Source organism: Mesorhizobium sp. M0062, from assembly GCF_040323125.1.
Lineage (GTDB): Bacteria > Pseudomonadota > Alphaproteobacteria > Rhizobiales > Rhizobiaceae > Mesorhizobium.
Genome location: NZ_JAMYUO010000002.1, coordinates 367519 through 388929, shown reverse-complemented (window position 1 = coordinate 388929; position 21411 = coordinate 367519). Strand labels below are relative to the sequence as shown.

At 63.7% G+C, this 21411-nt stretch carries 21 protein-coding genes; 4 read left to right on the top strand and 17 right to left on the bottom strand.

Annotation, left to right across the window (positions count from 1 at the left end; genetic code table 11):
* Nucleotides 1-24 precede the first annotated feature (24 nt).
* Genes NKJ64_RS04050 through flhA form a run of 3 tightly spaced genes read right to left on the bottom strand, consistent with a single transcriptional unit; the run spans nucleotide 25 to nucleotide 3246 of the window.
* Nucleotides 25-408 (bottom strand): hypothetical protein, encoded by a 384-nt coding sequence (locus NKJ64_RS04050; protein ID WP_023755016.1) that lies wholly within the window; start codon nucleotides 406-408, stop codon nucleotides 25-27.
* Nucleotide 409: 1 nt separating this feature from the next.
* Entirely contained in the window at nucleotides 410-1162 is a 753-nt protein-coding gene (gene fliR / locus NKJ64_RS04045) for a flagellar biosynthetic protein FliR (RefSeq protein WP_023828211.1), read from the bottom strand.
* Entirely contained in the window at nucleotides 1159-3246 is a 2088-nt protein-coding gene (gene flhA / locus NKJ64_RS04040) for a flagellar biosynthesis protein FlhA (RefSeq protein ID WP_352462017.1), read from the bottom strand. The genes fliR and flhA overlap by 4 nt, the downstream gene beginning before the upstream one ends.
* Nucleotides 3247-3369: 123 nt before the next feature.
* Here flhA and NKJ64_RS04035 point away from each other — a divergent pair, with 123 nt between their 5' ends.
* The 4 genes from NKJ64_RS04035 (at nucleotide 3370) to NKJ64_RS04020 (ending at nucleotide 6451) form a co-directional block, all read left to right on the top strand.
* Entirely contained in the window at nucleotides 3370-3669 is a 300-nt protein-coding gene (locus NKJ64_RS04035) for a putative quinol monooxygenase (protein ID WP_023755015.1), read from the top strand.
* 513 nt (nucleotides 3670-4182) lie between these two features.
* The gene (locus tag NKJ64_RS04030) at nucleotides 4183-4452 is read left to right on the top strand and encodes a hypothetical protein (RefSeq protein WP_023755014.1); all 270 of its coding nucleotides are present in this window, start codon (nucleotides 4183-4185) and stop codon (nucleotides 4450-4452) included.
* A 186-nt stretch (nucleotides 4453-4638) separates the two neighbouring features.
* Nucleotides 4639-6024 (top strand): NAD(P)/FAD-dependent oxidoreductase, encoded by a 1386-nt coding sequence (locus tag NKJ64_RS04025; RefSeq protein WP_352462016.1) that lies wholly within the window; start codon nucleotides 4639-4641, stop codon nucleotides 6022-6024.
* A gap of 58 nt (nucleotides 6025-6082) precedes the next feature.
* Nucleotides 6083-6451 (top strand): cupin domain-containing protein, encoded by a 369-nt coding sequence (locus NKJ64_RS04020; protein ID WP_081730900.1) that lies wholly within the window; start codon nucleotides 6083-6085, stop codon nucleotides 6449-6451.
* A gap of 23 nt (nucleotides 6452-6474) precedes the next feature.
* On the opposite strand, the gene NKJ64_RS04015 is transcribed toward NKJ64_RS04020, so the two are convergent.
* From NKJ64_RS04015 to NKJ64_RS03950, 14 genes are all read right to left on the bottom strand, one after another.
* Nucleotides 6475-8118: an MFS transporter gene (locus tag NKJ64_RS04015; protein WP_023671898.1), complete on the bottom strand. Its 1644-nt coding sequence runs from the start codon at nucleotides 8116-8118 to the stop codon at nucleotides 6475-6477.
* A gap of 223 nt (nucleotides 8119-8341) precedes the next feature.
* Nucleotides 8342-10210 (bottom strand): asparagine synthase (glutamine-hydrolyzing), encoded by a 1869-nt coding sequence (gene asnB, locus NKJ64_RS04010; protein ID WP_023828210.1) that lies wholly within the window; start codon nucleotides 10208-10210, stop codon nucleotides 8342-8344.
* A 71-nt stretch (nucleotides 10211-10281) separates the two neighbouring features.
* The gene (gene fliQ, locus NKJ64_RS04005; RefSeq protein ID WP_352462014.1) at nucleotides 10282-10548 is read right to left on the bottom strand and encodes a flagellar biosynthesis protein FliQ; all 267 of its coding nucleotides are present in this window, start codon (nucleotides 10546-10548) and stop codon (nucleotides 10282-10284) included.
* Between the two features lie 24 nt (nucleotides 10549-10572).
* On the bottom strand, nucleotides 10573-10980 hold the full coding sequence (flgD, locus tag NKJ64_RS04000; protein WP_023728383.1) for a flagellar hook assembly protein FlgD: 408 nt from the start codon (nucleotides 10978-10980) through the stop codon (nucleotides 10573-10575).
* Complete coding sequence (gene flbT, locus NKJ64_RS03995) at nucleotides 10980-11423, bottom strand: flagellar biosynthesis repressor FlbT (RefSeq protein WP_023695743.1); 444 nt, start codon at nucleotides 11421-11423, stop codon at nucleotides 10980-10982. Before flbT ends, flgD begins: the two co-directional genes overlap by 1 nt.
* Nucleotides 11420-11767 carry a flagellar biosynthesis regulator FlaF gene (gene flaF / locus NKJ64_RS03990; RefSeq protein WP_023671893.1) on the bottom strand — a complete coding sequence of 116 codons (348 nt, stop codon included), beginning with the start codon at nucleotides 11765-11767 and terminating at the stop codon, nucleotides 11420-11422. The genes flbT and flaF overlap by 4 nt, the downstream gene beginning before the upstream one ends.
* 30 nt (nucleotides 11768-11797) lie before the next feature.
* Nucleotides 11798-12841, bottom strand: coding sequence for a flagellar hook-associated family protein (locus tag NKJ64_RS03985; RefSeq protein ID WP_027049837.1), 1044 nt, complete (start codon nucleotides 12839-12841; stop codon nucleotides 11798-11800).
* Between the two features lie 3 nt (nucleotides 12842-12844).
* The gene (flgK, locus tag NKJ64_RS03980; RefSeq protein WP_023686357.1) at nucleotides 12845-14299 is read right to left on the bottom strand and encodes a flagellar hook-associated protein FlgK; all 1455 of its coding nucleotides are present in this window, start codon (nucleotides 14297-14299) and stop codon (nucleotides 12845-12847) included.
* Between the two features lie 176 nt (nucleotides 14300-14475).
* Nucleotides 14476-15729 (bottom strand): flagellar hook protein FlgE, encoded by a 1254-nt coding sequence (locus tag NKJ64_RS03975; protein ID WP_023691731.1) that lies wholly within the window; start codon nucleotides 15727-15729, stop codon nucleotides 14476-14478.
* Between the two features lie 91 nt (nucleotides 15730-15820).
* Nucleotides 15821-16489, bottom strand: a complete 669-nt coding sequence (locus NKJ64_RS03970) for a response regulator transcription factor (RefSeq protein WP_023683295.1) — start codon at nucleotides 16487-16489, stop codon at nucleotides 15821-15823.
* A gap of 220 nt (nucleotides 16490-16709) precedes the next feature.
* Entirely contained in the window at nucleotides 16710-17297 is a 588-nt protein-coding gene (locus NKJ64_RS03965; protein WP_373432824.1) for a transglycosylase SLT domain-containing protein, read from the bottom strand.
* Nucleotides 17230-18615, bottom strand: coding sequence for a flagellar hook-length control protein FliK (gene fliK, locus NKJ64_RS03960; protein WP_352462012.1), 1386 nt, complete (start codon nucleotides 18613-18615; stop codon nucleotides 17230-17232). The genes NKJ64_RS03965 and fliK overlap by 68 nt, the downstream gene beginning before the upstream one ends.
* Nucleotides 18612-20042, bottom strand: coding sequence for a MotC family chemotaxis protein (locus NKJ64_RS03955; RefSeq protein WP_023744229.1), 1431 nt, complete (start codon nucleotides 20040-20042; stop codon nucleotides 18612-18614). The genes fliK and NKJ64_RS03955 overlap by 4 nt, the downstream gene beginning before the upstream one ends.
* Nucleotides 20039-21385 carry a MotB family protein gene (locus tag NKJ64_RS03950; protein ID WP_352462010.1) on the bottom strand — a complete coding sequence of 449 codons (1347 nt, stop codon included), beginning with the start codon at nucleotides 21383-21385 and terminating at the stop codon, nucleotides 20039-20041. Before NKJ64_RS03950 ends, NKJ64_RS03955 begins: the two co-directional genes overlap by 4 nt.
* Nucleotides 21386-21411 lie beyond the last annotated feature (26 nt).

Genomic DNA, 21411 nt, shown 5'->3' with positions numbered 1-21411 from the left:
AGGTGACCCGGCTCTAACTTCCGATTATTCCTGCCCTCGCCTCTGCGCGATCAGATCGAGCCGGTCGCGGTCGGAGCGTTCGCGTTCGTCCTGTCGGCGCACGTCCTTGTAGGCACGTTCGACCATGTTGGTGCGCGCCGTCGCAGTGGCGATGAGCGTGATCTCCTGCCTGGCGCTTTCCAGGCTCGCTTCCTGCCGGACCAGCGCATTGGCGATGCGGCGATGGTAGAGGTCAGGGAACAGCACCGCCATCGACTGGTCGGCGTCGAAATGCTGGACAAGTTCCCTGGCCTCGGTTTCGGCGGTTGCCGCTGCCGCCAGGAAGGCCGCATGGCGCGTCTCGTGCAGGGCCTTCAGCTGCTCCTGCACCTTGACCAGTTTCTTCAGCCGTTCCTTGCGCGTGCTCATCTCACCTCGCCAGCGTCAGATCGACAAAGCCGTCGACGAACAGCGACAGCATGGTGCCGATGGCGAAGTAGAAGATGATCATGCCGCCGGCGATGACGAAAGGCAGTGAGATGAAGTAGACCGGAATCTGCGGCGTCAGCTTGTTGACGAAGCCGATCGTCAAATTGACCAGGATGGCATAGGCGATGAACGGGCTGCCGAGCCGGATGACCAGGAAGAAGGCGTCCGACACCGCGTCGGTGAGATCGACCAGGGCGGCCTGCGGATTGAAGAAGACGTTGACCGGCGCCACCGTGTAGGAGGCGACCAGAGCGCGGATGATCTCGTGGTCGAAATCGAAGACGAAGAGCAGCAGCAACGCTGAAAACGAGATGATGGCGGCGAGGGCCGCCTGCGGCTCTGGCTCCTCGATGGCGGGGCCGCCGGTGCCGCCATAGCCGATCAGCATGGCGATGGCCGAACCCATGAAGCGCAGCGCCTCCATGTAGAGCCTCGTCATCGCGCCGATCAGCCCGCCGACCAAAAGTTCGGAGATGATCATCGGCGCCAGCACCTGCGGACGCGCATCGACGAAGGGAAAGATCTTGTCCCACAGGAAGGCGAGCAGGCCACCGGTGGCGGCGATCGACACGAACAGCCGGACCTGGACCGGCACGCGGGCGCTGGACAGGCCCGGCATCAGCATGAAGCAGGCGCCGATGCGACAGAAGGCGAGGAAGGCGGCGATGACGACGCCTTGCGACAGTATGTTCACGAGATCGTCCCGAGCACCTTGATCTCGACGCCCTTGGCGATTTCGACATGGGAGAGAACGGGAAGCGTCGTGAACAGGCGCTCGATGATCATGCGCACATAGGGGCGAGCATCGGGCGCGGTGACGAGGACAAAACGCTCGCCGGCCTCGAGATGCTTGCGGATCGCCTTGGTCGCGTCCTGGCCGAATTCCTCCAGCTGGCGCGGGTCGATGTCGAATTCGCGCACCTCGCCCTTGGCGTCGCGCTTGAGGCTCTGGTGGAAGGCGAGGTCCCAGCGGTTGCCGAGGCGCAGCACCTTGAGCATGCCGCCCTCGGAGAGATCGCCGCAGATCTGCTGGGCCATGCGGATGCGGACATGCTCGACGATCTGCTCGGTGCGGCGCACATGCGGCGCGATCTCGGCGATAGCCTCGATGATCAAATGCAGGTTGCGGATCGATACGCGTTCGGCCAGCAGCAATTTCAGCACCGCCTGCAGGCCGGGATAGGAGATGTGCGAGGTGCAGATCTCGTCGGCGAGCTTGCGGTATTCCGGATCCTGGCGCTCGAGCAGCGCCTTCATGTCCTTGTAGGACAGAAGCTGCGGCAGGTTGTTGCGGATCACCTCGGACAAATGGGTGAGCAGCACCGACATGTTGTCGGCAAAGGTATAGTTCTCGCGCTTCAGATCCTCGGCGAAGGTTTCGAGCACCGAGAAGGCGCGCATGCCGAAGGCCGGCTCGCGGATTTCCTCGCCGGGAACGTCGGGCAAATCCCGGTTGCCGAGCAGCACCATGATCTCGCCGACGCGCATCTGGTATTCGGCGACGACGGTGCCGTGGACCTTGATCTGATAGCTTTTCGGCGGGATGCCGAAATCGTCAGCGACGCGCACTTCCGGCACGACGAAGCCATATTGCGTGGCAAATTTCTTGCGCATCTTGGCCATGCGGAACACCAGTTCCTGATGCGACACCAGCAGCCGCGTCGACAGCTGTTTGCCAATCAGAAGCTCGATCTCGGCGGTGGTCAGCGAAGCCTTGACCGAGTTCTTCTCTTCCTCGACCTTGTTCGCCTTCTCCAGATCCTTGATCGCTTCGGCGGCGGCAGCCTCTCGGTTGGCGCGCATCGGGATGACGTAGCCAAGGCCGGCCATGCCGGCGGCCAGCGTGAAGAACGGGAAGAGCGGCAGGCCGGGCATCAGGCCGAGCAGGACGAGCAGCGAGGCCGCGACATAGAGCGCGCGCGGATGCGCACCGAGCTGGCCGAACACCGCCTGGTTGGTCGAGCCGCGCGTGCCGCCCTTGGACACAAGCAGGCCGGCGGCGAGCGAAACGATAAGCGCCGGGATCTGGGTGACGAGGCCGTCGCCGACCGACAGTTTGATGAAGACATCGGCGGCTTCGCCCATGCCCATGCCGTGCCTGATGTAACCGATGGCGATGCCGCCGACGATGTTGATGGCGGTGATGATAAGGCCGGCAATGGCGTCGCCGCGGACGAATTTCGAGGCGCCGTCCATCGAGCCGAAGAAGGAGGATTCCTCTTCCAGCTCGCGGCGGCGCAGTTGCGCTGTCTTGTCGTCGATCATGCCGGCGGACAGGTCGGCGTCGATCGACATCTGCTTGCCGGGGATGGCGTCGAGGGTGAAGCGGGCGCCGACTTCGGCAATACGGGTGGCGCCTTTGGTGATGACGATGAAGTTGACCACAATCAGGATCATGAAGACGATCAGGCCGATGACGAAATCGCTGGCCATCACAAGTTTGGAGAAGCCGGCGATGACATAGCCGGCGGCGTGCGTGCCCTCATTGCCGTGCGACAGGATCATGCGCGTGGTGGCGATGTTGAGCGATAGCCGTAGCATGGTGGCGATCAGCAGCACGGTCGGGAAGGACGAGAAATCGAGCGGCCGCTGGATCCACAGCGCCACCATCAGGATCAGCACCGACAGTGCGATCGAGAAGGCGAGGCCGATGTCGATGAGGAAGGCCGGGATCGGCAGGAACAGCACGGCCAGGATGATGACGATGCCGATGGCGAAGAAGACATCGCGGCCGTTCTTGGCCACTGTTCCTGTCGCTAAGCTTTCGCTGACGGCCATATCGTCCCCAATCACAAGCCTGCCGAGCACGCGACAGCCCTTCGAGCCTAACCGGTCAAGCTTGCGCGAGGGTGGGAGGACTGGTTACTTGCCAGGACGACAGAGGCCTTGAGGAGAGAGATCATGCTGGTGATCATCGGCACCATTCGCCTGCCTGCGCAACGGCTCGACGAGGCAAGGCCGGCCATGCGGCGCATGATACTGGGCAGCCGTGCGGAGCCCGGCTGCATCGAATACTCCTACGCGCAGGACGTGCTCGACGCCGGGCTCATCCATGTAACCGAGGTGTGGAGCGACAGGGCCGCGCTCGACGCGCATTTCCGCTCGCCTCACATCGCCGATTGGCGGGCGAGCTGGGCATCGCTCGGCATAGGCGAGCGCAACCTCATGCTCTATGAGGCCGGCGAGCCGAAGCCGATCTGAGGACCGGGCACAGTCAAGAAGGCGTGGGCCCAAGAAAGTCTAGCAGGCGTTGACCTGTCTGCAGGACCATCCGCCGCCATCGGTATCGTGGCAGTCTTCATAGCTGCCGTAGCAGGTGTTCGTCGAATTGCGATACCAAGGGTAGCCGCCAGGACAGCAAACATCTTGTTGTGCAGTCTGGATAAATTCCTTTGCCGGCCGGCTTTGGTTTTACGGATTGCCTCCCGCCAAAAGAGACATCGGGTGCGACACAACAGACCCAAACGGCATATCCATGCTTGAATTGCTCACCGCAGACGAGCTCAAAAAAATCATGCCAACAGCTAATGAAAAAAGTCCCCGCGCACTCATCTTCTCCTCCTTGAGGGACGGGCAAAAATAACACAGCTGCGTCGATTGCGTAAGCGACCGCTCATATACCTCGACACGCTCGCGGGGAATTGAAGCGGGGCGGGAAGCCTGACTGCGCCTCAGCGCCAGAATGGCGCCGCAAGCAGCCGGCATTATGTCGGCGTGCTGATCGTCGCCGAACTGCACAGCGATCCGTCCGATGGTGAGACGCCGGTGCTGGCGCCGGCCAAATTCCGGCATGCGGTGCTGGTGCCGACCATGAACGTCCAGTCCACCGGCGAAACCATCCAGCGCGCCGTCGCCGAGGAACTGGCGGTGGTCGAGAATTTCGACAACCGGGCCGTTGTCGGGCTTTTGACCGAGGGCCATCTGATACGGCGCTACGCCGAGGAACTCGACAAGGCGCGGCGCGACCTGTCGGGCGAAGACTAGGCCTCGGCCCGCATCTTAAATGTCCCTACTCGGCGCTTGCCACGTCGACGGCAGCGATGCCAAGCTGCTGGCGGACGACGCAAGCGCCGACACCACACTCACCTGATTCCATCTGGCCTGATCCCATCTGGCCTGATCCCATCTGGCCTGATCCCATCTGGCCTGATCCCATCTGAAAGTCATTCCATGCAAGCCAAGCGCAATGGCGACAAATCGTTCTGGTATGCGGATCTGGGGGCGGTTCCCGTTCCGCGCCCGCCCTTGCCTGGAAACATCGAGGCCGATGTCGCCATTGTCGGCGCCGGCTATACCGGCCTGTGGACCGCCTACTATCTGAAAAAGGCGAAGCCATCGCTGCGCGTCGTGATCGTCGAGCGCGAATTTGCCGGCTTCGGCGCTTCGGGGCGCAATGGCGGCTGGCTGTCGGGCGGCTTCAGCTGGTCGCGCGAAAAATATGTCAAGACATCGAGCCGGCAAGGCGTGATGGCGATGCAGGCTGCGATGGCAGGCTGCGTCGACGAAGTGATCCGGGTCGCGACCGAGGAAGGCATCGACGCCGACATTCGCCGCGTCGACAATCTGACGGTGGCCACCAACGCAGCGCAGTTGGAGCGTGTGCGCGAAGAATGCGAGACGATCCGTTCCTGGGATGTCGACCCGAACCGCGTCGAGATGCTGGACGCCGCCTCAACGCGCACGCGCATCAACATCCGTAACGTCATGGGCGGCTTCGTCGTGCATGGCCAGGCGCGGGTGCAGCCGGCCAAGCTGGTGCGTGGGCTTGCCGATGCCGCCGAGCGGCTGGGCGTGCCGATCTATGAGAAGACGACGGTGACAAGCATCGCCAAGGGCAGCGTGACGACAGACCGCGGTACGGTGCAGGCGGAGACGATCATCCGCGCGACCGAGGGTTTTACATCAGGCATCCCCGGCGAGGAGCGGACCTGGCTGGCGCTCAACAGCGCGCAGATCGTGACCGAGCCGCTGCCGCCCGACCTGTGGCGCGACATCGGTTGGGAAGGGCACGAACTGCTCGGCAATGCGGCGCATGCCTATTGCTATGCCCAGCGCACGCGTGAGGGACGCATCACGATGGGCGGACGCGGCGTGCCTTATCGCTACGGCTCGCGCACCGACGTCAACGGCCAGACGCAGCAGGCCACGATCGACCAGCTGCACACGATCCTGACGACGCTCTTGCCGCAGACCAAGGGATGCCGCATCGATCACGCCTGGTGCGGCGTGCTCGGCGTGCCGCGCGACTGGTGCACCACGGTCGGCCTCGACCCCGCGACCCGCATGGGCTGGGCCGGCGGCTATGTCGGCCTCGGCGTGTCCAGCTCCAACCTTTCGGGGCGCACGCTGGCTGACCTTGTTCTCGGGGCAAACACCGAGCTGACGAAGCTGCCCTGGGACAACCGCAAGGTCAGGCCATGGGAACCGGAGCCCTTCCGCTGGCTGGGCGTGCATTCGATGTACCAGCTTTATCGCATTGCCGATGGCCGCGAGGCGGCAGGGCTTGCGCACACCTCGAAGCTGGCCGCGTTGGCCGACAGCATCACCGGCCACTAAAGCCATTTGTTCTCACGCAATTCCGGGGCAGACCGCTTTCCTGGAATTGCTCTTATCCATGGAGCTAGACTTGATCGATCTTTCGACCTTCCGCGATCTCGCCAAGGCCGAGATCGGCGCGTTCTCTCCTAAGCCAACCTCGATTGAAGGGGATCAGGTCGAGGCCGTGCGCTCGTTCTTTCAATCGCCGGACGGGACTGTCGATGTCGGCATCTGGGAATGCACGCCCGGCCGCTTCACCGCCGATCGTTCGGACTCGTCGGAGATCTGCCACATCATTTCGGGGCGCGTGGAACTGAGCCGCATCGATGGCGAGGTGCGGGAACTCGGTCCGGGCGATCTCCTCGTCCTGCCGCAGGGTTGGAAGGGCGAGTGGCTGATACGCGAGACCACGCGCAAGCTCTACATGATCCAGAGCGCCGGCTGACCGGCGCTACGGCTATGGCGAGCTCAGTGATCGATCGGCCCCTTCGGCGAGACCAGCGCGGTGCCGGCGGTCGTCGGGCGCTCGATCAGGCGGCGCACGCGCGGCGGTTCGTCGCCGCTGTGCAGCGCCCGCACCCGCTCGCCGACGACGGCGTCGGCATGGGTGGCGCGCCGGTTGTGGCGGATGTATTCCAGCCAGGTTGGCGTGTGGTAGTGTTCGATCCAGACTGCGGGATTTTCTAGGTCCCGAGCCAGCGTCCAGTTGCGGGCGCCGTCGCGGCGGCGGATGCGCCCGCGCTCGGCCATGGTGGCGAGGAATTCGGGCACATCTTCGTCGCGGATAATGTACTCTATCATGATGGCGATGGGGCCGCTGCGCGGCTTCAGGTCGAGGCCGAGATGCGGCTCCTTGAAGCGGTTGAGCGGGTCGAGGTTGAGAGTCGTCTGCTGCGGCAGCGGCAGGAACAGGCCGATGGCGCCGCCAACAAGCATCGCGATGGCCGCCGCAATCAGCGCGGTTTCGGCGCCATGCGCATCGGCAACGACGCCCCAGATCCAGCTGCCCAGCGCAATGCCGCCGAAGGTCGCCGTCTGGTAGACCGACAGCACCCGGCCGACGACCCAGCGCGGCGTCGACATCTGCACCGTGACGTTGAAATGCGACAGCGCGATCACCCAGCAGGCGCCGCCGATGAGCAAACCCGCCGCAGTCTGCCAGGCATTGAGGCTGATGGCGGCATTGAAGGCGCAGACGGCAAAGCCGGCGAAGGCCATCCGCACCATCGTCTCGCTGGACAGCAATTGTCTGAGACGCACGCTTATCAGCGCGCCGCCGACGGCGCCGATGCCGAAGGCGCCGAGCATGATGCCGTAGGTCAAGGCATCGCCCTTGACGACGTCGCGCGCCACCAGCGGCAGCAGCGCCAAAACCGCGCCGGCGCTGAAGCCGAAGGCGGAGCCCCTGACCAGCACCTTGCCGATGTTGGGCGACATGGCGACATAGCGCAGGCCGGCGCCCATGGCGGCGCCCAGCGTCTCGCGCGGCAGCGTCGAGACCGGCAGCTCCGGCTTCCAGCGGAAGAGCACGATGATAAGACCTATATAGCTCAGCGCATTGGCGGCGAACGCAGCAGCCGCACCAGCGGCGGCAACGATGATGCCGCCGATCGCCGGGCCGACGCTGCGTGTCAGGTTGAAGCCCAGTGAATTGAGTGCAACCGCGGCCGGCAGCTTGTTGCGCGGCACCATGTCGCCGACCGATGCCTGCCAGGACGGGTTGTTGAGCGCCGTGCCGCTGTCGATTAGGAAGGTGAAGGCAAGCAGCGTCCACGGCGTCATCCAGCCGTTCCAGGTGAACAGCGTTAGAAGTGCAGAGACGACCAGCATGAAGATTTGGGCGATCAGCATCACCTTGCGCCGGTTGAAGCTGTCGGCGATGGCGCCGGCGACGAGTGCAAACAGCATGATCGGCAGAGTGGCCGAGGCCTGGACCAGCGCCACCTGATAGGGCGACGTGGCGATGGTGGTCATCATCCAGGCGGCGCCGACGCCCTGGATCAGGCCACCGAAATTCGACACCAGGCTGGCCGACCAGACGGCGCGGAAGATGCCGTGCCGGAACGGCGCCAGCGCCGAAACGCGTTCGCTGTCCGGCTCGTCATCGATCATCAGACCTGTCCCACCTTAACGTGCTGGTTTCGTCCGCCGGGACGACAATCATGGCATCCGTTTGAGATAGAGCACGACATCCAAAAGGGCGAACGCGTCTTCGAAAAAGATCATGGTCCAACAACAGGATAGCAAGGCGAAAATACGTCAGCCGGGAAGGGTTCGCTACCCAGAGCGATGTTCTCATTGGTCCACTGCTCGGGGCTGTCGGCCGCGCGCGAAGTCAGCTTCTGTCCCGGGCAGCGGTATGCAAGGCTTCGGTCAGCGTGCCTGTCGTCTCGCCGCCGGCGTGAAGGCGCAGGAAAAGCTCCATGCCGACAAGCCGCAGCCTGGACGGTTGCTCGCGCCGCGCGAGCTGGACCATGTCCTCCACATTCGCGGCGGGCCATTTCATGGCATCGCGCAGGAAACCGCCGCGCAGCAAAGTCTCCGTGCCGGCAGAGAATTGCGACGACATTTCGAAGCCGATCTTGCGCGCCTGGACGTTCTGGCGCGGAATGTGCTTTTCAGCGATCTTTCGCAAAAGCCATTTTCCTGTTTTGTCGCGGTATTTCTGCCGCCTCGGCAAATGGATGGCGAAGTCGATCAGGCGGTTTTCCAGGAACGGGACCCGCAGTTCCACGGACGCCGCCATGCTCAGCCGGTCGTGCCGGTGCAGTATGTCCTGCAGATGCGAATAGAGGTCGTAGAGGCAACTACCGAGAAAGGCGCGATCCGCGGGCGGCATAACCGGCTCCAGGCGGTCGAAGATCTCGGTTTGCAGGAAATTCAGCTCCGGCGACAAAGCACGCAGGACCATGCTGCGATCCATTTGTGAGTGGCTTCCAGCCGAGACCTTGTAGGGGGCATGACGCTGTTGCTCGAATCTCCGGTCGAGCGAGCGCTTCGAATGGACCAGGCGCCGGGGCCACGACCAGGAACGCCACTTCTTCATGCTCAAGGCCTGCAAGGGGTAGCCGCCAAACAATTCGTCTGCGCCTTCGCCGGTGAGCAGCACCTTGACGCCGTCGGCCCGGCATCGTTCGGCAAGCGCCAGCAGTGCGACATGGCTGGCGTGCCAGCCATCGCTTTCAAGATGCCAGATTACCCTTGGCCAAAGTTCGAAAAACCGGTTCCTGTCGACCGGCACCCGGCGCAAGGGCACGCCGACATGGCGGCCGGTGCGTTCGGCGTCTTCGGCCTCGCTGTTGCCGAGCTGCGGGTCGACGACATAACCGTGGACTTCCGGCCTGAACCGCTTTGCCAGCGCCGTTATCAGGCCGGAATCGACACCGCTGCTGCAGGCGGTGGCAACGCTGGTATCGGCGATGCAGTGAAGTCCGACGCTGTCCTTGAGCAACGCCTCGAGCGTCGCCATGTGTTCAGCATCAGCGGATGCATCGCCGGTAATGCGCGCGGTCTCCAGCACGTCCAGCACATGCCAGAAGCGGCGCTTCTCGATAACGCCATCGGTGATCTTCCACAGGCCGGCGGGCGGCAGGCGCTCGATGCGGTCGAACAGGCTGTAGCTGGAATCGCGGCTCTGCCAGGCAAGCCGCAAGGTGATCTCGCGGCTGTCGATGTCGCGCGGAAAACCGTCGCAGGCGAGGATCGCCTTGTCCTCCGAGGCGAACAGGATTCGCTCCGGCGTGTCGGCCACCGACATCGGCTTGATTCCAAGACGGTCACGCGCAAGCCACAGCGCACTGCTGCGAGCGTCGAAATAGGCGAAGGAAAACATCCCGTCGAACAGCGGCACGGCTTTTTCGGGACCCCAGTGATGCAAGGCTTCGAGAACCACTTCGGCATCGCAGATGGTTCGAAAGACGACGCCTTGCGCCTGCAGCGTTTCGCGCAGCGAGCGGTAATTGTAGACCTCGCCATTGTAGACGAGAACGCCATCGCCGGAAGAAGTCAGCATCGGCTCACGGGCGGCGGGCGAGGGATCGATGATGGTAAGTCGGCGGTGACCGAGCGCCAGCCGATTGTTGTGCCAGCTGTCATGATCGTCGGGGCCGCGATGTACCAGCGCCTGCATCATGCTGGCGACATCCGACAGGTCGTTGGCGTCGATCGGGTTTCGTTTGCGCCAGACGCCGGCTATTCCGCACATGGCCTGCCGGTGAGTTCTGCCTGAGTCATGGCCTGCAATCTAGCCGGAACACAGCCGCCTGCAAGCGCTGCCTAGAACCCGTTTTCGATGCGCTCGAACATGACGTTGGTGAAGGCCGATATCTGGCTGCCGATGAACGGACCGGTCAGCGCCACGACCAGCATGATGGCTACGATCTTGGGTACGAAGGTCAGGGTGATTTCCTGGATTTGGGTCAGGGCCTGGATCAGCGCGATGCCGATGCCGACCACCATGGCAACCAGCACCACCGGCGCGGACGCGACGAGCACCGTCCACACCGCATACTGGACGATGTCTAGGGCGTCGGCCTCGTTCATGTGAGCGCGCCTCTATGGAACTGTCTAGCTGGCCGGCTTTATCGAAACGCCCGCGCCGACCGGCACTTCGGTGCCGTTCTGCAGCACGGCGATCACGCCGTTGCTTGCAAGCTTGACCGAGGCCACGACGCCGGTCGTCTTGCCGTCGGCCGAGGTGATCGAACGGCCGATCAGGGCATCGGCCTGCGATAGCGCCGACGACTGCATGATCTGGTCGAGCTTGGTGTTGGTCTGCACCGATTGCTCTACCTGCGAGAAGGTGGCGAGTTGGGCGACGTACTGCGTCGAATCCATCGGTTTCGTCGGATCCTGGTTCTTCATCTCGGCGATCAACAGCTTCAGGAACGACTGGTAGTCGACCGCTGTCTTCGATGTCTGCTGGGTACCCTGGTTGGCACCCATGGGGATCGTCGTCGTCATGTCCACATTCATCAGTATTGTGCTCCCACGGCCAGCGGGCGCTTCGCACCCAGAACATCGTCATTGCCGCCAAGTGCGCGGCGTTCGAGCGGATAAAGCGCACGGATAGCCTTCAGCGCTTCATAGATATGGTCTTCGCCGACCATGCGGTCGATCTGCTTCAGCGCGCCACTGATCTGCTCATCCTCGAAGCTTGCCAAAAGCAAGGGAAGCGAGCGGCGGAACATGGCGCGCGCCTCGATGGCGCCGGCCGGGTTCATCAGCATCACCTGCAGGATGAAATAGAGCTGCTTGAGCGGCGTCGAGGCATCGTCGGCCTGGATGACATGGTTCTCGAGCAGGAACTGTACGTCGTTCATCAGCTCGACGGTGACCTTGCGGTCGACGCGGATGACGGCGCCGTTGATGTAGATCTTCTCGTTCGGCTTCAGCGATATCTTCAGCGTGTTGGTCATTGAATGCCGTCCCGGATGATCTGGGACACTTCGATCAGCCCTTCGAAATTGTCGGTGCGGCCCTGGCGGATGTCCTCGGCCTCGCGCAGCAGCCACAGGCCGATGGAGATGAGGTTGGCGCGCAGTTCCTTGGGCAGGACATTGTCGCTGGAACCGAGATCCTCGACGAAGGTGGTCCAGACCCGGTTGGTGAAGTGCAGCGCCTCGACCGCTTCCATCGAGGTGTGGCCGACCGCCGCCGCCGCCGCCAGCATTTCGATCGAGCGGGTCAAAAGCTGCCGCTCGCGATCTTTCGCATCGGCAACGGAGTCTGTCTGGATGTCGGCGTAGGAGAATTGGTACATCGTTTGGCTCTACCGTTGCGGTTGAGATTGTCAGGTCAGGTAGTTCAGCAGGCTCATCTGCTGCAGGCGCGCGGTCAGCGCGAAGGACGTCTCGATATGCTGCGTCAGATCCGCGACGCGGGTGGCTGCCTCGGCGGGGTCGACGCCTTCCAGATCGAGAATATGGCGCTCGAACAGGTCGACCTGCGTCTTCATGCGGTCGCTGGCGTCGGAGACCCGCTTCTCGGCAAGGCCGGTCTCGGCCTGCAGTTGCCCTAGCCCGCCCAGCGCCTCGCCGACCATCGCCTGGGCGCGGCCGACAACGGCGGTCTTCGCCGCCTGGCTGATATTGCCGGAGAGCAGGCCGGTGATCAGGGCGGAAGCCATGGCGAGCTTGCGGATGCTGTCGTCATTGGCGCTGGCCGAGGTCTGGGTGGTTTCCCCCAGCGAAATGCGGCTGACGATCTGCTGGTCGGTGGCGTTCGACCAGTTGGCCTGCCAGCCGGCGCCCATGAACTGCGGCACGACATTGCTGGTGATGAAGCTATCCATCTGGGCGGCGGTGATGTTGGCGGCGAGCGGATCGGTCTGCGTGAAGCCGAAATACGACGAGAAGGAAGCGTCGAACGCCGCCTTGGCCGGCGAGCCGGCGGCGGTGAAATCGTCGATCGGCTTGACGTCGGTGTTGGTGCCGGCAAACAGATATTCGCCGTTGACGCTGGCGTTGAGGATAGAGGTCATCTGCTGCACGGCGGCCTTGCCGGCTTGCTGCGTGATGGTGCTCGAGGAATTGCCGGCGGCGGTCAGCGCGGTCAGCAAATTCTGCGCAGTGTCGGAAAGCTGGCCAAGCGCAGCCTGCGTCGAGGACAGCCGCGCGGTGACCAGCGAATTGGAATCGATGATGACGTTCAACCGGTCGAGGTCGCGCGAGAAGGTGACCGCCTGCGAGGTGCGCGCGCCGAGCGCCAGACCGACATCGGCGACGGTGCCGGTCGTCGATTCCTTGGTGGCTTTGACCAGTTCGGCCTGCATGCGCATCTGCTGATAGCGCGCGGCGTTGGAGAGAGCGGCTGAGGAGACGGATGTGGCTTTCATGGCTTATCCCACGGCATCGAGCAGGGCCGACAGCATGTCGTCGACGGTTTTCATCATGCGCGCCGAGGCCTGATAGGTGTGTTCGAGGTCGAGCAGCAGCGACATCTCCTGGTCGACATTGACGCCGGTGTCGTTGGACAGCGCCTCGGCGGTGCGCGATGCCAGCGCTTCCTTGGCGTCGGCGTTGCTCGAGGCCTGCTGGCGCTGGCCTTCGAACCAGCCAATGGCATTGGCGGCGTAGTCGGACACGCTGGACGTGACGGTGATGCCGGCCGCAGCGTCGAAAGGCATCGGCTTGTCGAGCTTGTCGCCATAGCCGATCAAGAGCTGCGAATAGGAGGCGTTGCCGGCAGTGTTGGCGATATAGGCCGCACCATTGGCGCCGCCGTCGCGCAGCAGCACCGGATTGCCGCCGACGCTCGAGTCCATTGCGGCGTTGACCTTGATCGAGCCGGCAAGCCCGTCGATCAGCGTGCCGGCGGCCGGAATGGCGGGCGCACCCGACCAGGTGAACAGGCCGGTTCGGTCGGGCTGCGAAGGTGCTGTTTCGGCAAAGGCGGTGATGAGGCCGCGCGCCACTTCGTCGAGCTGGCTCTGCATCGTCGCCGCGACGCCGTCGCGCAAGGTGATGAGCCCGGCGAGCTTGCCGTCGGCGCTGGTGTTGCCGCCAGCCCCGGCGCTGACCGGCACATTGTCGATGTAGATGGTGTTGCCTGGTGTGCCGGCCGTGTAGCCCGCCGACGGGGTGAAACTTACCGAGCGCGGAATGGTCTCGAACAGTGTCGTGCCATCCTTGGTGGTGATGACCATGTCGTTGTCGCCACGCGTGAAGGTCGACACCGGCACATAGTCCGCGATCTTCTTCAGCAAAGCGTCGCGCTGGTCGAGCGCGTCGGATGCGTCGGTACCCGAACGGGTTGCGGAGATGACCGCCTTGTTGGCGTCCTGGAACTGACTAAGCAGCGAGTTGAGATCGTTAACCGCCGTTGATATCTCGCCATCGGCCTGGGTGCGGAAATCCTGGATCGCGTTGGTGCCGTCGTTCAGAGCGCGCACCACCTGCTGGGCCGCGTCGATGACGCTGGAGCCGAGGTTCTGGTTCGATGGCGTCGCGGCGTAAAGCTGCAGCGCGTTCTGCAGCTTGCCGATCGCGGTCGAGGCAGAGGAGGCGTTGTCGACGCCGTTGACTGCAACGGCGAGGCGGTCAATTCCGCTGTAAAGCGTGCTCTGGCCGCTCCATGCCGATTGCGCGCTAAGGTTCTGGCGAAACAGCAGGGCGTTGGTGGCGCGCTGGATCTCGACCGAGCGGGCGCCGGGCGCGCTGCTGACGACGACCGCCGTGCGGCGGGCATAGTCGGGGTTGCTGGCGTCGGCAATATTGCGGGAAAGGACGCTGGTCTGCTTCGATGTGGTCTGAAGCGACTGTTGGGCTATGGTCAATGCGGAAGTCAGCGACATGCGGGTCTTTCACGAGGCCAGTGGGGAGGGGATGACGTCTCTGCCCTGTCGGCGGCGTCGGCGTTCGGAAACCTGCAATTCCAGACCACCCCGGCCGGTTTGCCGGTGTGGCCTTGAATTCGAAATCCGCGCACCGCGCTGCTCTGGTTTGGGTTCATTCCCCTGGCGCCCGTCGTTTATCTCTTCAGGTTGACAAGGACATCCATGAGGTCGGAACCGGTCTGGAACACTTTCGAGTTAGCGGTGTAGCTGCGCTGCGCCGCGATCATGTTGGTCAATTCCTCGGCGATATCGACGTTGGAATTTTCCAACGCGCCGGAGATGATGCTGCCGAGCTTGCCTTCATTGGCGAAGCCGATGCGCACGGTGCCGGAGTCGGTGGACTGCGCATAGACATTGCCAGGCAGTGCGGTGAGGTTGTCGGCGCTCTGGACGTCGGCCAGTGGGATCTTGAACAGCGGCTTGGTCGAGCCGTCCTGATACTGGGCGTAAATGACTCCGTCCTCGCCGATCTGGATCTTTTCGATCGTGCTGGGCGCGTTGCCGTTGACCTTGGCTTCGGAGACCGTGAAGCCGGTGCCGAGCTGAGTCAGCTTGGACAAATCGAGGTCGAGCGACGCACCGCCCGGTACGGGGATGGTAATCGAATCGACGGCGCCGGTGAGTTTGCCGGTGGTGGTGTCGAAGGTCAGGTTGGCCGTGGCCAGCGCGCCGCCCGTATAGGGAAAGGATGTGCCCGGCGTCGCCTGGGACTGGTCGAACACAGAGACCGACCAGGTGCCGGTCCCGGTGTTGGTGAAATAGAGGTCGAGCAGCTTCTTGTTGCCGAGATTGTCGTAGGTGACCATCGAGGATTTCGACGTGTATTCCGCCGTCGGGCTGTTGGTGGACGGCAGCGGACCGGCGGGCGGCGTGGCGCCGGCCGGCAGATTGGCGTTGAAGTTGCCCGCGGTGCTGGGCGTCGCGGTCATTTCCTGGTCGGAGATCTGGACCGGCACCAGCCCTTCGAAACCGTTGGCGGTGGCAGCCGGTGTGCCGTTGGCGTAGCTGTAGGCCATCAGCTGGTAGCCGGCGGCGTTGACCAGTCTGCCCTGAGCGTCGGGAACGAATGCGCCGGCGCGGGTGAGGAAAGGCGTTCCGCTGGGGTCCTGGACGACGAAGAAACCGTTGCCGTTGACCGCAAGGTCGGAAACCGAGGTCGTGTACTGCAGCACGCCCTGGGCGCTGATGGCCGAGCGGATGGTGGTGTTGACGCCGCCGGAATTATAGGCGCCGCCGACCTGCGGCATGATCAGCGTCGAAAACTCGGCCGAGGATCGCTTGTAGCCGGTGGTGTCGGAATTGGCGATGTTGTCGGCTGTGGCCGAAAGGCGGTTGGCCTGCGCGTTCATGCCGGAAACGCCGGTCCGCATCATTCCGTAAAGGCTCATCGAACGTCTCCTCAATGCCCAACATCGTTGGGCCCATCTGTGGTCGCGAGGATATAATTTCTGTCTTGCGCGAGGCTGGCGCAGACCGCCATCAGAACACCAGCCGGTAGCCAAGGAAGCGCTTGGAATCTATCGGGTCCTGGCCGAGCTTTTCGCGCAGCTTCTTGCGCAATTTGGAGATGTGGCTCTCGACGACGTTCTCCTCGACCTCTTCGTCGAAGATGCCGTAGATGGCGTTGAAGACCTGGGTCTTGGTGACGCGGCGTCCGCGGTTGCTCGCCAGATATTCGAGGATGCGGCGTTCGCGGCGCGGCAGAGGCAACGGCTGGCCATCGATCTCGGGATCGCGGCCGTCCATGAAGATGCGCATGGCGCCGATCTCGGTATAGCTGACGTCCTCATGGGCGCGGCGGCGGATGGCGGTGATGCGGGCCAGGATCTCCCGGATATGGACCGGCTTGCGGATGACGTCGTCGACACCGCTCTCGAACAGCCGCAGCGTATTTTCAAGCGAGTGCTGTTCGCTGAGCGCGATAACCGGAGCGCCGGTGCGGTCGCGGATCTGGCGTGGCGAGATGGCGCCTTCGCGGCAGTCGCCGATGAGGAAGGCTCGGACCGATCGCAAATCCGTGTCGGCGGCCGATGTCACCCACTCGCCGAATTCACCGGACGCGAAGCCTGCACAGGCGACGCCCTCACGATCGAAAAGTGAATTATAGCCTTCAGTTACGAGCTCACGCTCGTCAACGATTACAATCATCGGCCCCGCCTCCGAATCAGATCATCTGCCCCGTGGGAAGAGCCGTAACCGGTGCCGGGAATCCTGAACAACCATCATTTCTTGTAGCTATTTTCTTGGGAGTTATTTCGAGTTTCGAAATAACCGCAATCAGGAGGTTGTATCGTTGGTTGCCGAACGGGTGACGTGGCACGTCACCCGCCGGGCGTGGATTTGCAGCCGTTCGCAAGAGATGATTCACCTAATGGTTGCAGAAGTTGCGGGCGTTCGGGGTCCATTTGCCGAAGCCGGTGGCGACCATATTGGCGATGACGCGGCAGACATAGAATTTCTGCGCGGGGTCATTGTCGGGGCCGGCGTGGTAGCGGGCGACGGCCATCGACCAGCTGACATGACGCGCATGCAGGCTGGCCAGGAAGCGCGCGGCATAGTCGACATTCTGGCGCGGGTCCAGCATGTCGTCGACGCTGCGGAAATGCGCGGCGTGATAGTGATGGTTGATCTGCATGCAGCCGAGATCGATGAGTGTCTTGCCCTCGCGCCGGGCTGCTTCGAAGGCGGCCAGGGCCTCGGTGCGGTTCCTTGGAAATACCGCTTTCCCCTCTATATTCAACGCATTAGGCTGCAGGCTTCCCTTCTTGCCGGTCTCGGTCAGTCCGACCGCATAGAGGATGCCGGCCGGCACGCCATAGCGATCGGCGGCACGCAAAATCTCGGGCTCGCAAGGGTTGGTGGCGGCGGTGGCCGGCTTGGTGGCGAGGCTAGATAAACATATCGTCGCCAGCACGCTCGCGAGCAGGCGCGCCAGCGCGGCCGAATTCCTGGGCATCGTCATTGCGGTTTCTTCCCGACTGGTGGCCGCCCGAACCCGTATTGTTGCCGCTCGAGTTTCCGGGCTGAAAAGCGGACTGGTCGCGGCCTTGCGGCATTGGATGCGAGTTCGCTGCATCGCTGCGGGCCGCTGCGTGGATCGCTATCGAGGGTTGCAGGATGGTCACCTTGTCGACATCGAAGCCGAGCCCGCGCAACGACTTCACGATGGCGTCGCTGTCGGTGGCGAGACGGCGGTAAGCCTCATGGGTTTCGGGCTTCAATTCTATCGAAAGTTGTTCTCCGGAAAGCCTGAGACTGGCGGTGACCATGCCGAGCTCTGCCGGGTGAAGCTCGATCTTCAATATATGTGTCGGAACGGCAACAGAACCGGCCGTCTGGGCGGTCGTCGACGGCGTCGAAACCGCTTGCCGCAGGCCGTTATCCGAAGCCAGCGCGTCGATAAGCGCCGAAGTCGTTTGGTTTATCGGACTATGCGCCGGCGCGGGGAAGCTCTGTTCGGCGACAATGTCGACGCGCGCAGCGAATGGCGGCTGTTTTCCCTGTGTGGACGATGCCGCGGAATGGGCTCCATCGACGGACTTCGCCGACGGCGCGGACCGTTTTGCCTCGGGTGCCGAAACGTCGCTTGCCGTCTGGCCCGCCGGTAGAGGAGGCGTCGGACCATCCTGGTGCGGCAGTTTGCCGGACTGGAGCCCGATCGCGGGCAGCTTTTGCCCCTGATCCTGTGCGGAAACGCTGGTACCGGGCTTGGCCCGTTCCGATCGCGTCGTCGTGTCGAGTCTGTTGTCAATGCCGGACGCTGCGCGGTGTCTCTTCAGAGGCGACGTCTGTGCAGAAATGGCCTCGCCAGCGGGCGCCGGTTGCCCAGTCTGTCCATTCGTCGCGATGCCGTTCCCGCTTGTCCGGACCGTTGAGAAATGCCTGATATCGTGCAGCGCCAGCACCAGTGGCAAATGATCCTGCAGCGATCCTGCATCCGCGTCTCGTCCGGCCACCTCAGCGTCCTTGGATGGTTTGTCCGGGCCACTATCGGCATGTTCTTTTGCGGCCTTGCCGGCAGCGGATTTCGTCCCCGTTTTGCCAGACTGGGTGTGTGGGATTTCGCTTTTGCCGGGACCGGCAGGGCTGCGTTTGGCCCAATGCAGCTCGTGCGACGCGGCCTCAATTGCTCCCTGGCCTATCGGTGTCGGCGCATCGTCGTCGCCGCGCACCATGTCGCCGAAGCTTTTGTCGCCGCCCTTGGCGTTTGAGGCCGACTGCTTCGATCCGGCGTGCGCGGGAGCCGGCAGGGCCTGGCCAACATTGGTGGTCATTTCGGGGCTGCTCCAAGCATCTGGTCGATCAAATCGAGCTGGTGACGCGTCCTCGCCATGGCGGCGTCGGTGGGATCGGTAGGCTCTACTGCGGCGGGGGCCGGCACCGATGCCGGCACGACCGGAGCCGCATCGCTGGCCGAGGCGACTGCAGGCGTTTCCGCCGCCTTTGGCTCGGGCGTGCTCGGTGCCTGCGCGGCCGGCTCACTTGCCGCCTTCGGTTGGTCGGTTGCGGGCTGTTCACTCGACGTTGTGGCGGCTGGCTGTTCCGGCATCGCGCCTTCGACCGGCGGCAGCTCTGGCTCGTCGGGTCTTTCCACGGCCGCGGTCTTGACCGGCTCCTGCCTGGCCGCGGCAGGTGCGGGCTTTTCGGCAGGCAGCGGCGCCGGCGGGGCGATGACTTCACCCGCCACGGCCTGCGCGGCATCGAGCAGGTCGCGGTCGCTTTGCGAAAGCTGGTTGCGATCGATCTTGTCCAGCTTGGCGCGGACCTCGCCGATGGTGCCGGACGTTACCGTGGACAGGCTGGAATAGAGCTGGGCGCGCGGATCGTCCTGATTGTGGATGCCGTCGCGGCCCCGTTCAGCCCTGGCCGAGGCAAAGGCGGAGAGATCGGCAAAGCCGTCGATCGCGGCGCGGCGGGCGATGCGCAGATAGATCACCTTCTCGCGTTCTGGATCCATCATTGCGGTGATGTCGGCGAGCTTGTCCTGGCTGATCGCCATGTGCAGCGTGATGACGCCGGAGACGAAGGCGTCGGCGAACTGGCTGGCATAGGGCGAATAGAGGTAGTCTTCGACGTATTGGGTTGAGGCAAGCGCGAAACGCGCACCGTCGCCTTGCGCGGCGGCGATGCCGACCGAGCGGCGCAGTGCTGCTTCCTCGACCAGCGTGCCGGGGCTGAGCAGGCGAGCATCGTCGAGCAGCGCAAGCGCGCTGACCGGTTGCTCGGTGGCGAGAAGCGAGCCCTTGACCAGCGCCAGAAAGGCACCGACATCGGGGGGCAGGGTCATCGGATCGATCGGCTTCAGCGCCTCGATCGCAGCCGCCTGCCGGCCGTTCAGATAATCGACAATGCCCTTGGCGATGGTCAGGCTTTGCGGGTCGGTCTTGGCGCGCGACACCGCCGCCTCGACGGTGACGGGGTTGCCGCCACTCATGCCATAGACCAGCAAGGCGCGAAAATTCTTCGGGTCGCTGAAATCATCTGCGTCCGCCGCGCGCAGCCTTGTGTCGGCCATTTCGAGCAGCTTGGCCTGCATCGGCAGCGCGGCGTGATCGCCGGCGGCGATGCGGTCCTGCACAAGCTGCAGCGAGCGCACCAGCTGATAGGGCTGCAAGCCGTCCTCGGCGAAGGCCGATGGCGGATGGACAGCGCTCAGCAGCAGCAGCCCGACGGCGCGGCCGATGATGGCGGCGCGCCTCATCCGTCGGTCGCCATCAGGATTTCGATGCGGCGGTTCGCGGCCGCCATCGGGTCGGCTGCAATTTTCGGCTCGCGATCGGCGAAGCCGGCGACCTCGGTGATGCGGCGCTCGTCGACGCCGCCGCGCACCAGCATGTAATAGGCGGAATGGGCGCGCGCCGTGGACAGCCGCCAATTGTCGTAAGTGTCGCTGCGGAACGGCCGCGCGTCGGTGTGGCCGTTGATGCTGATCGTGCCTTTCTGCTCGTTGACGATGCGGCCGATCTTTTCCATCCCCAGCACCAGTTCACGCCTAGGCACCGCCGATCCGATCTCGAACATGCCGAAATCGAACTGGTCCGTGATCGAAATGACGACACCCTTGTCGGTGGCTTCGACGGAGACGCCATTATGCAATTTGTCGCCTGGCTTGAAGGCCTCGGCCAGTTCCTGCTTGACCTGCGCCGCGGCTCTAACAGTGGCGGCCGTCGGCGCTTTTTCCGCGGCTTCGGGTTTGGGTGCGGGTTGTGCTTCGGCGGCTTCGGCCTTTGCAATTTCGGCCTTCGCTGCTTCAGCCTTGGCCTCTGCTTTGGCTTCAGCCTTGGTCAGCGGCTTATCGGAAACGGATTTCGCCAGCGGCTCGAGCGGCGCCGCGGCCACTGGCGGCGCGGCCGGCACGGCCTTCACCTCCGCCACTTGCGTCTGTGCCGCCTTGTCACCCGGCTTCAGGGGATCGCCTTCGATCTTGGTGCGTTCGGCGGTGGCTTCGGCGCCTGGTGCAGCCACCTGCTGCGACCAGAAATCCGGCGCGAACGGGTCGCGGTAGGATTGGCCGCCGGATGCGCCGGTAGCCGGGCCGGACGCCTGCGCGCCGCCATCGCCCTTCTCGCTGACATTTTGCATGACGCCGGTGTCGGTGGCGATTTCCGACAGCACCGCATAGGGATCGGCAAACAGATGCTCGTCGGAAAGATCCGTCTTTGGCGCCGATTCCTTCGATTGCTTCTTGTCGGAAGTACCGGCGCCGCCGACGCCGTCCTGTCCGGCCTTGCTGGTCTTGTCCCGCGGGTCGTCCGCCGTCAGCCTGACCTTGCTCGGGCCATCGCCGAGGTCTTCGAGGCCCTTGCGGCTGGCGTTGCGATCGACCAGCTTGACCGGATTGAAGTAGCTGGCGACGGCTGCCTTGGTCTGCTCGTTGGCGGCGTTGATCAGCCACATGACGAGGAAGAAGCACATCATGGCAGTCATGAAATCGGCAAAGGCGATCTTCCAGACGCCGCCATGGTGGGCGTCGTCGTGGTCGTCGTGGTTGCGCCGCACGATGATGATCTCATGCCTGGCGTCTGCGGCCTCGACAACGCTCATGACGTCCACTCGTTCTTAAGAGGGCC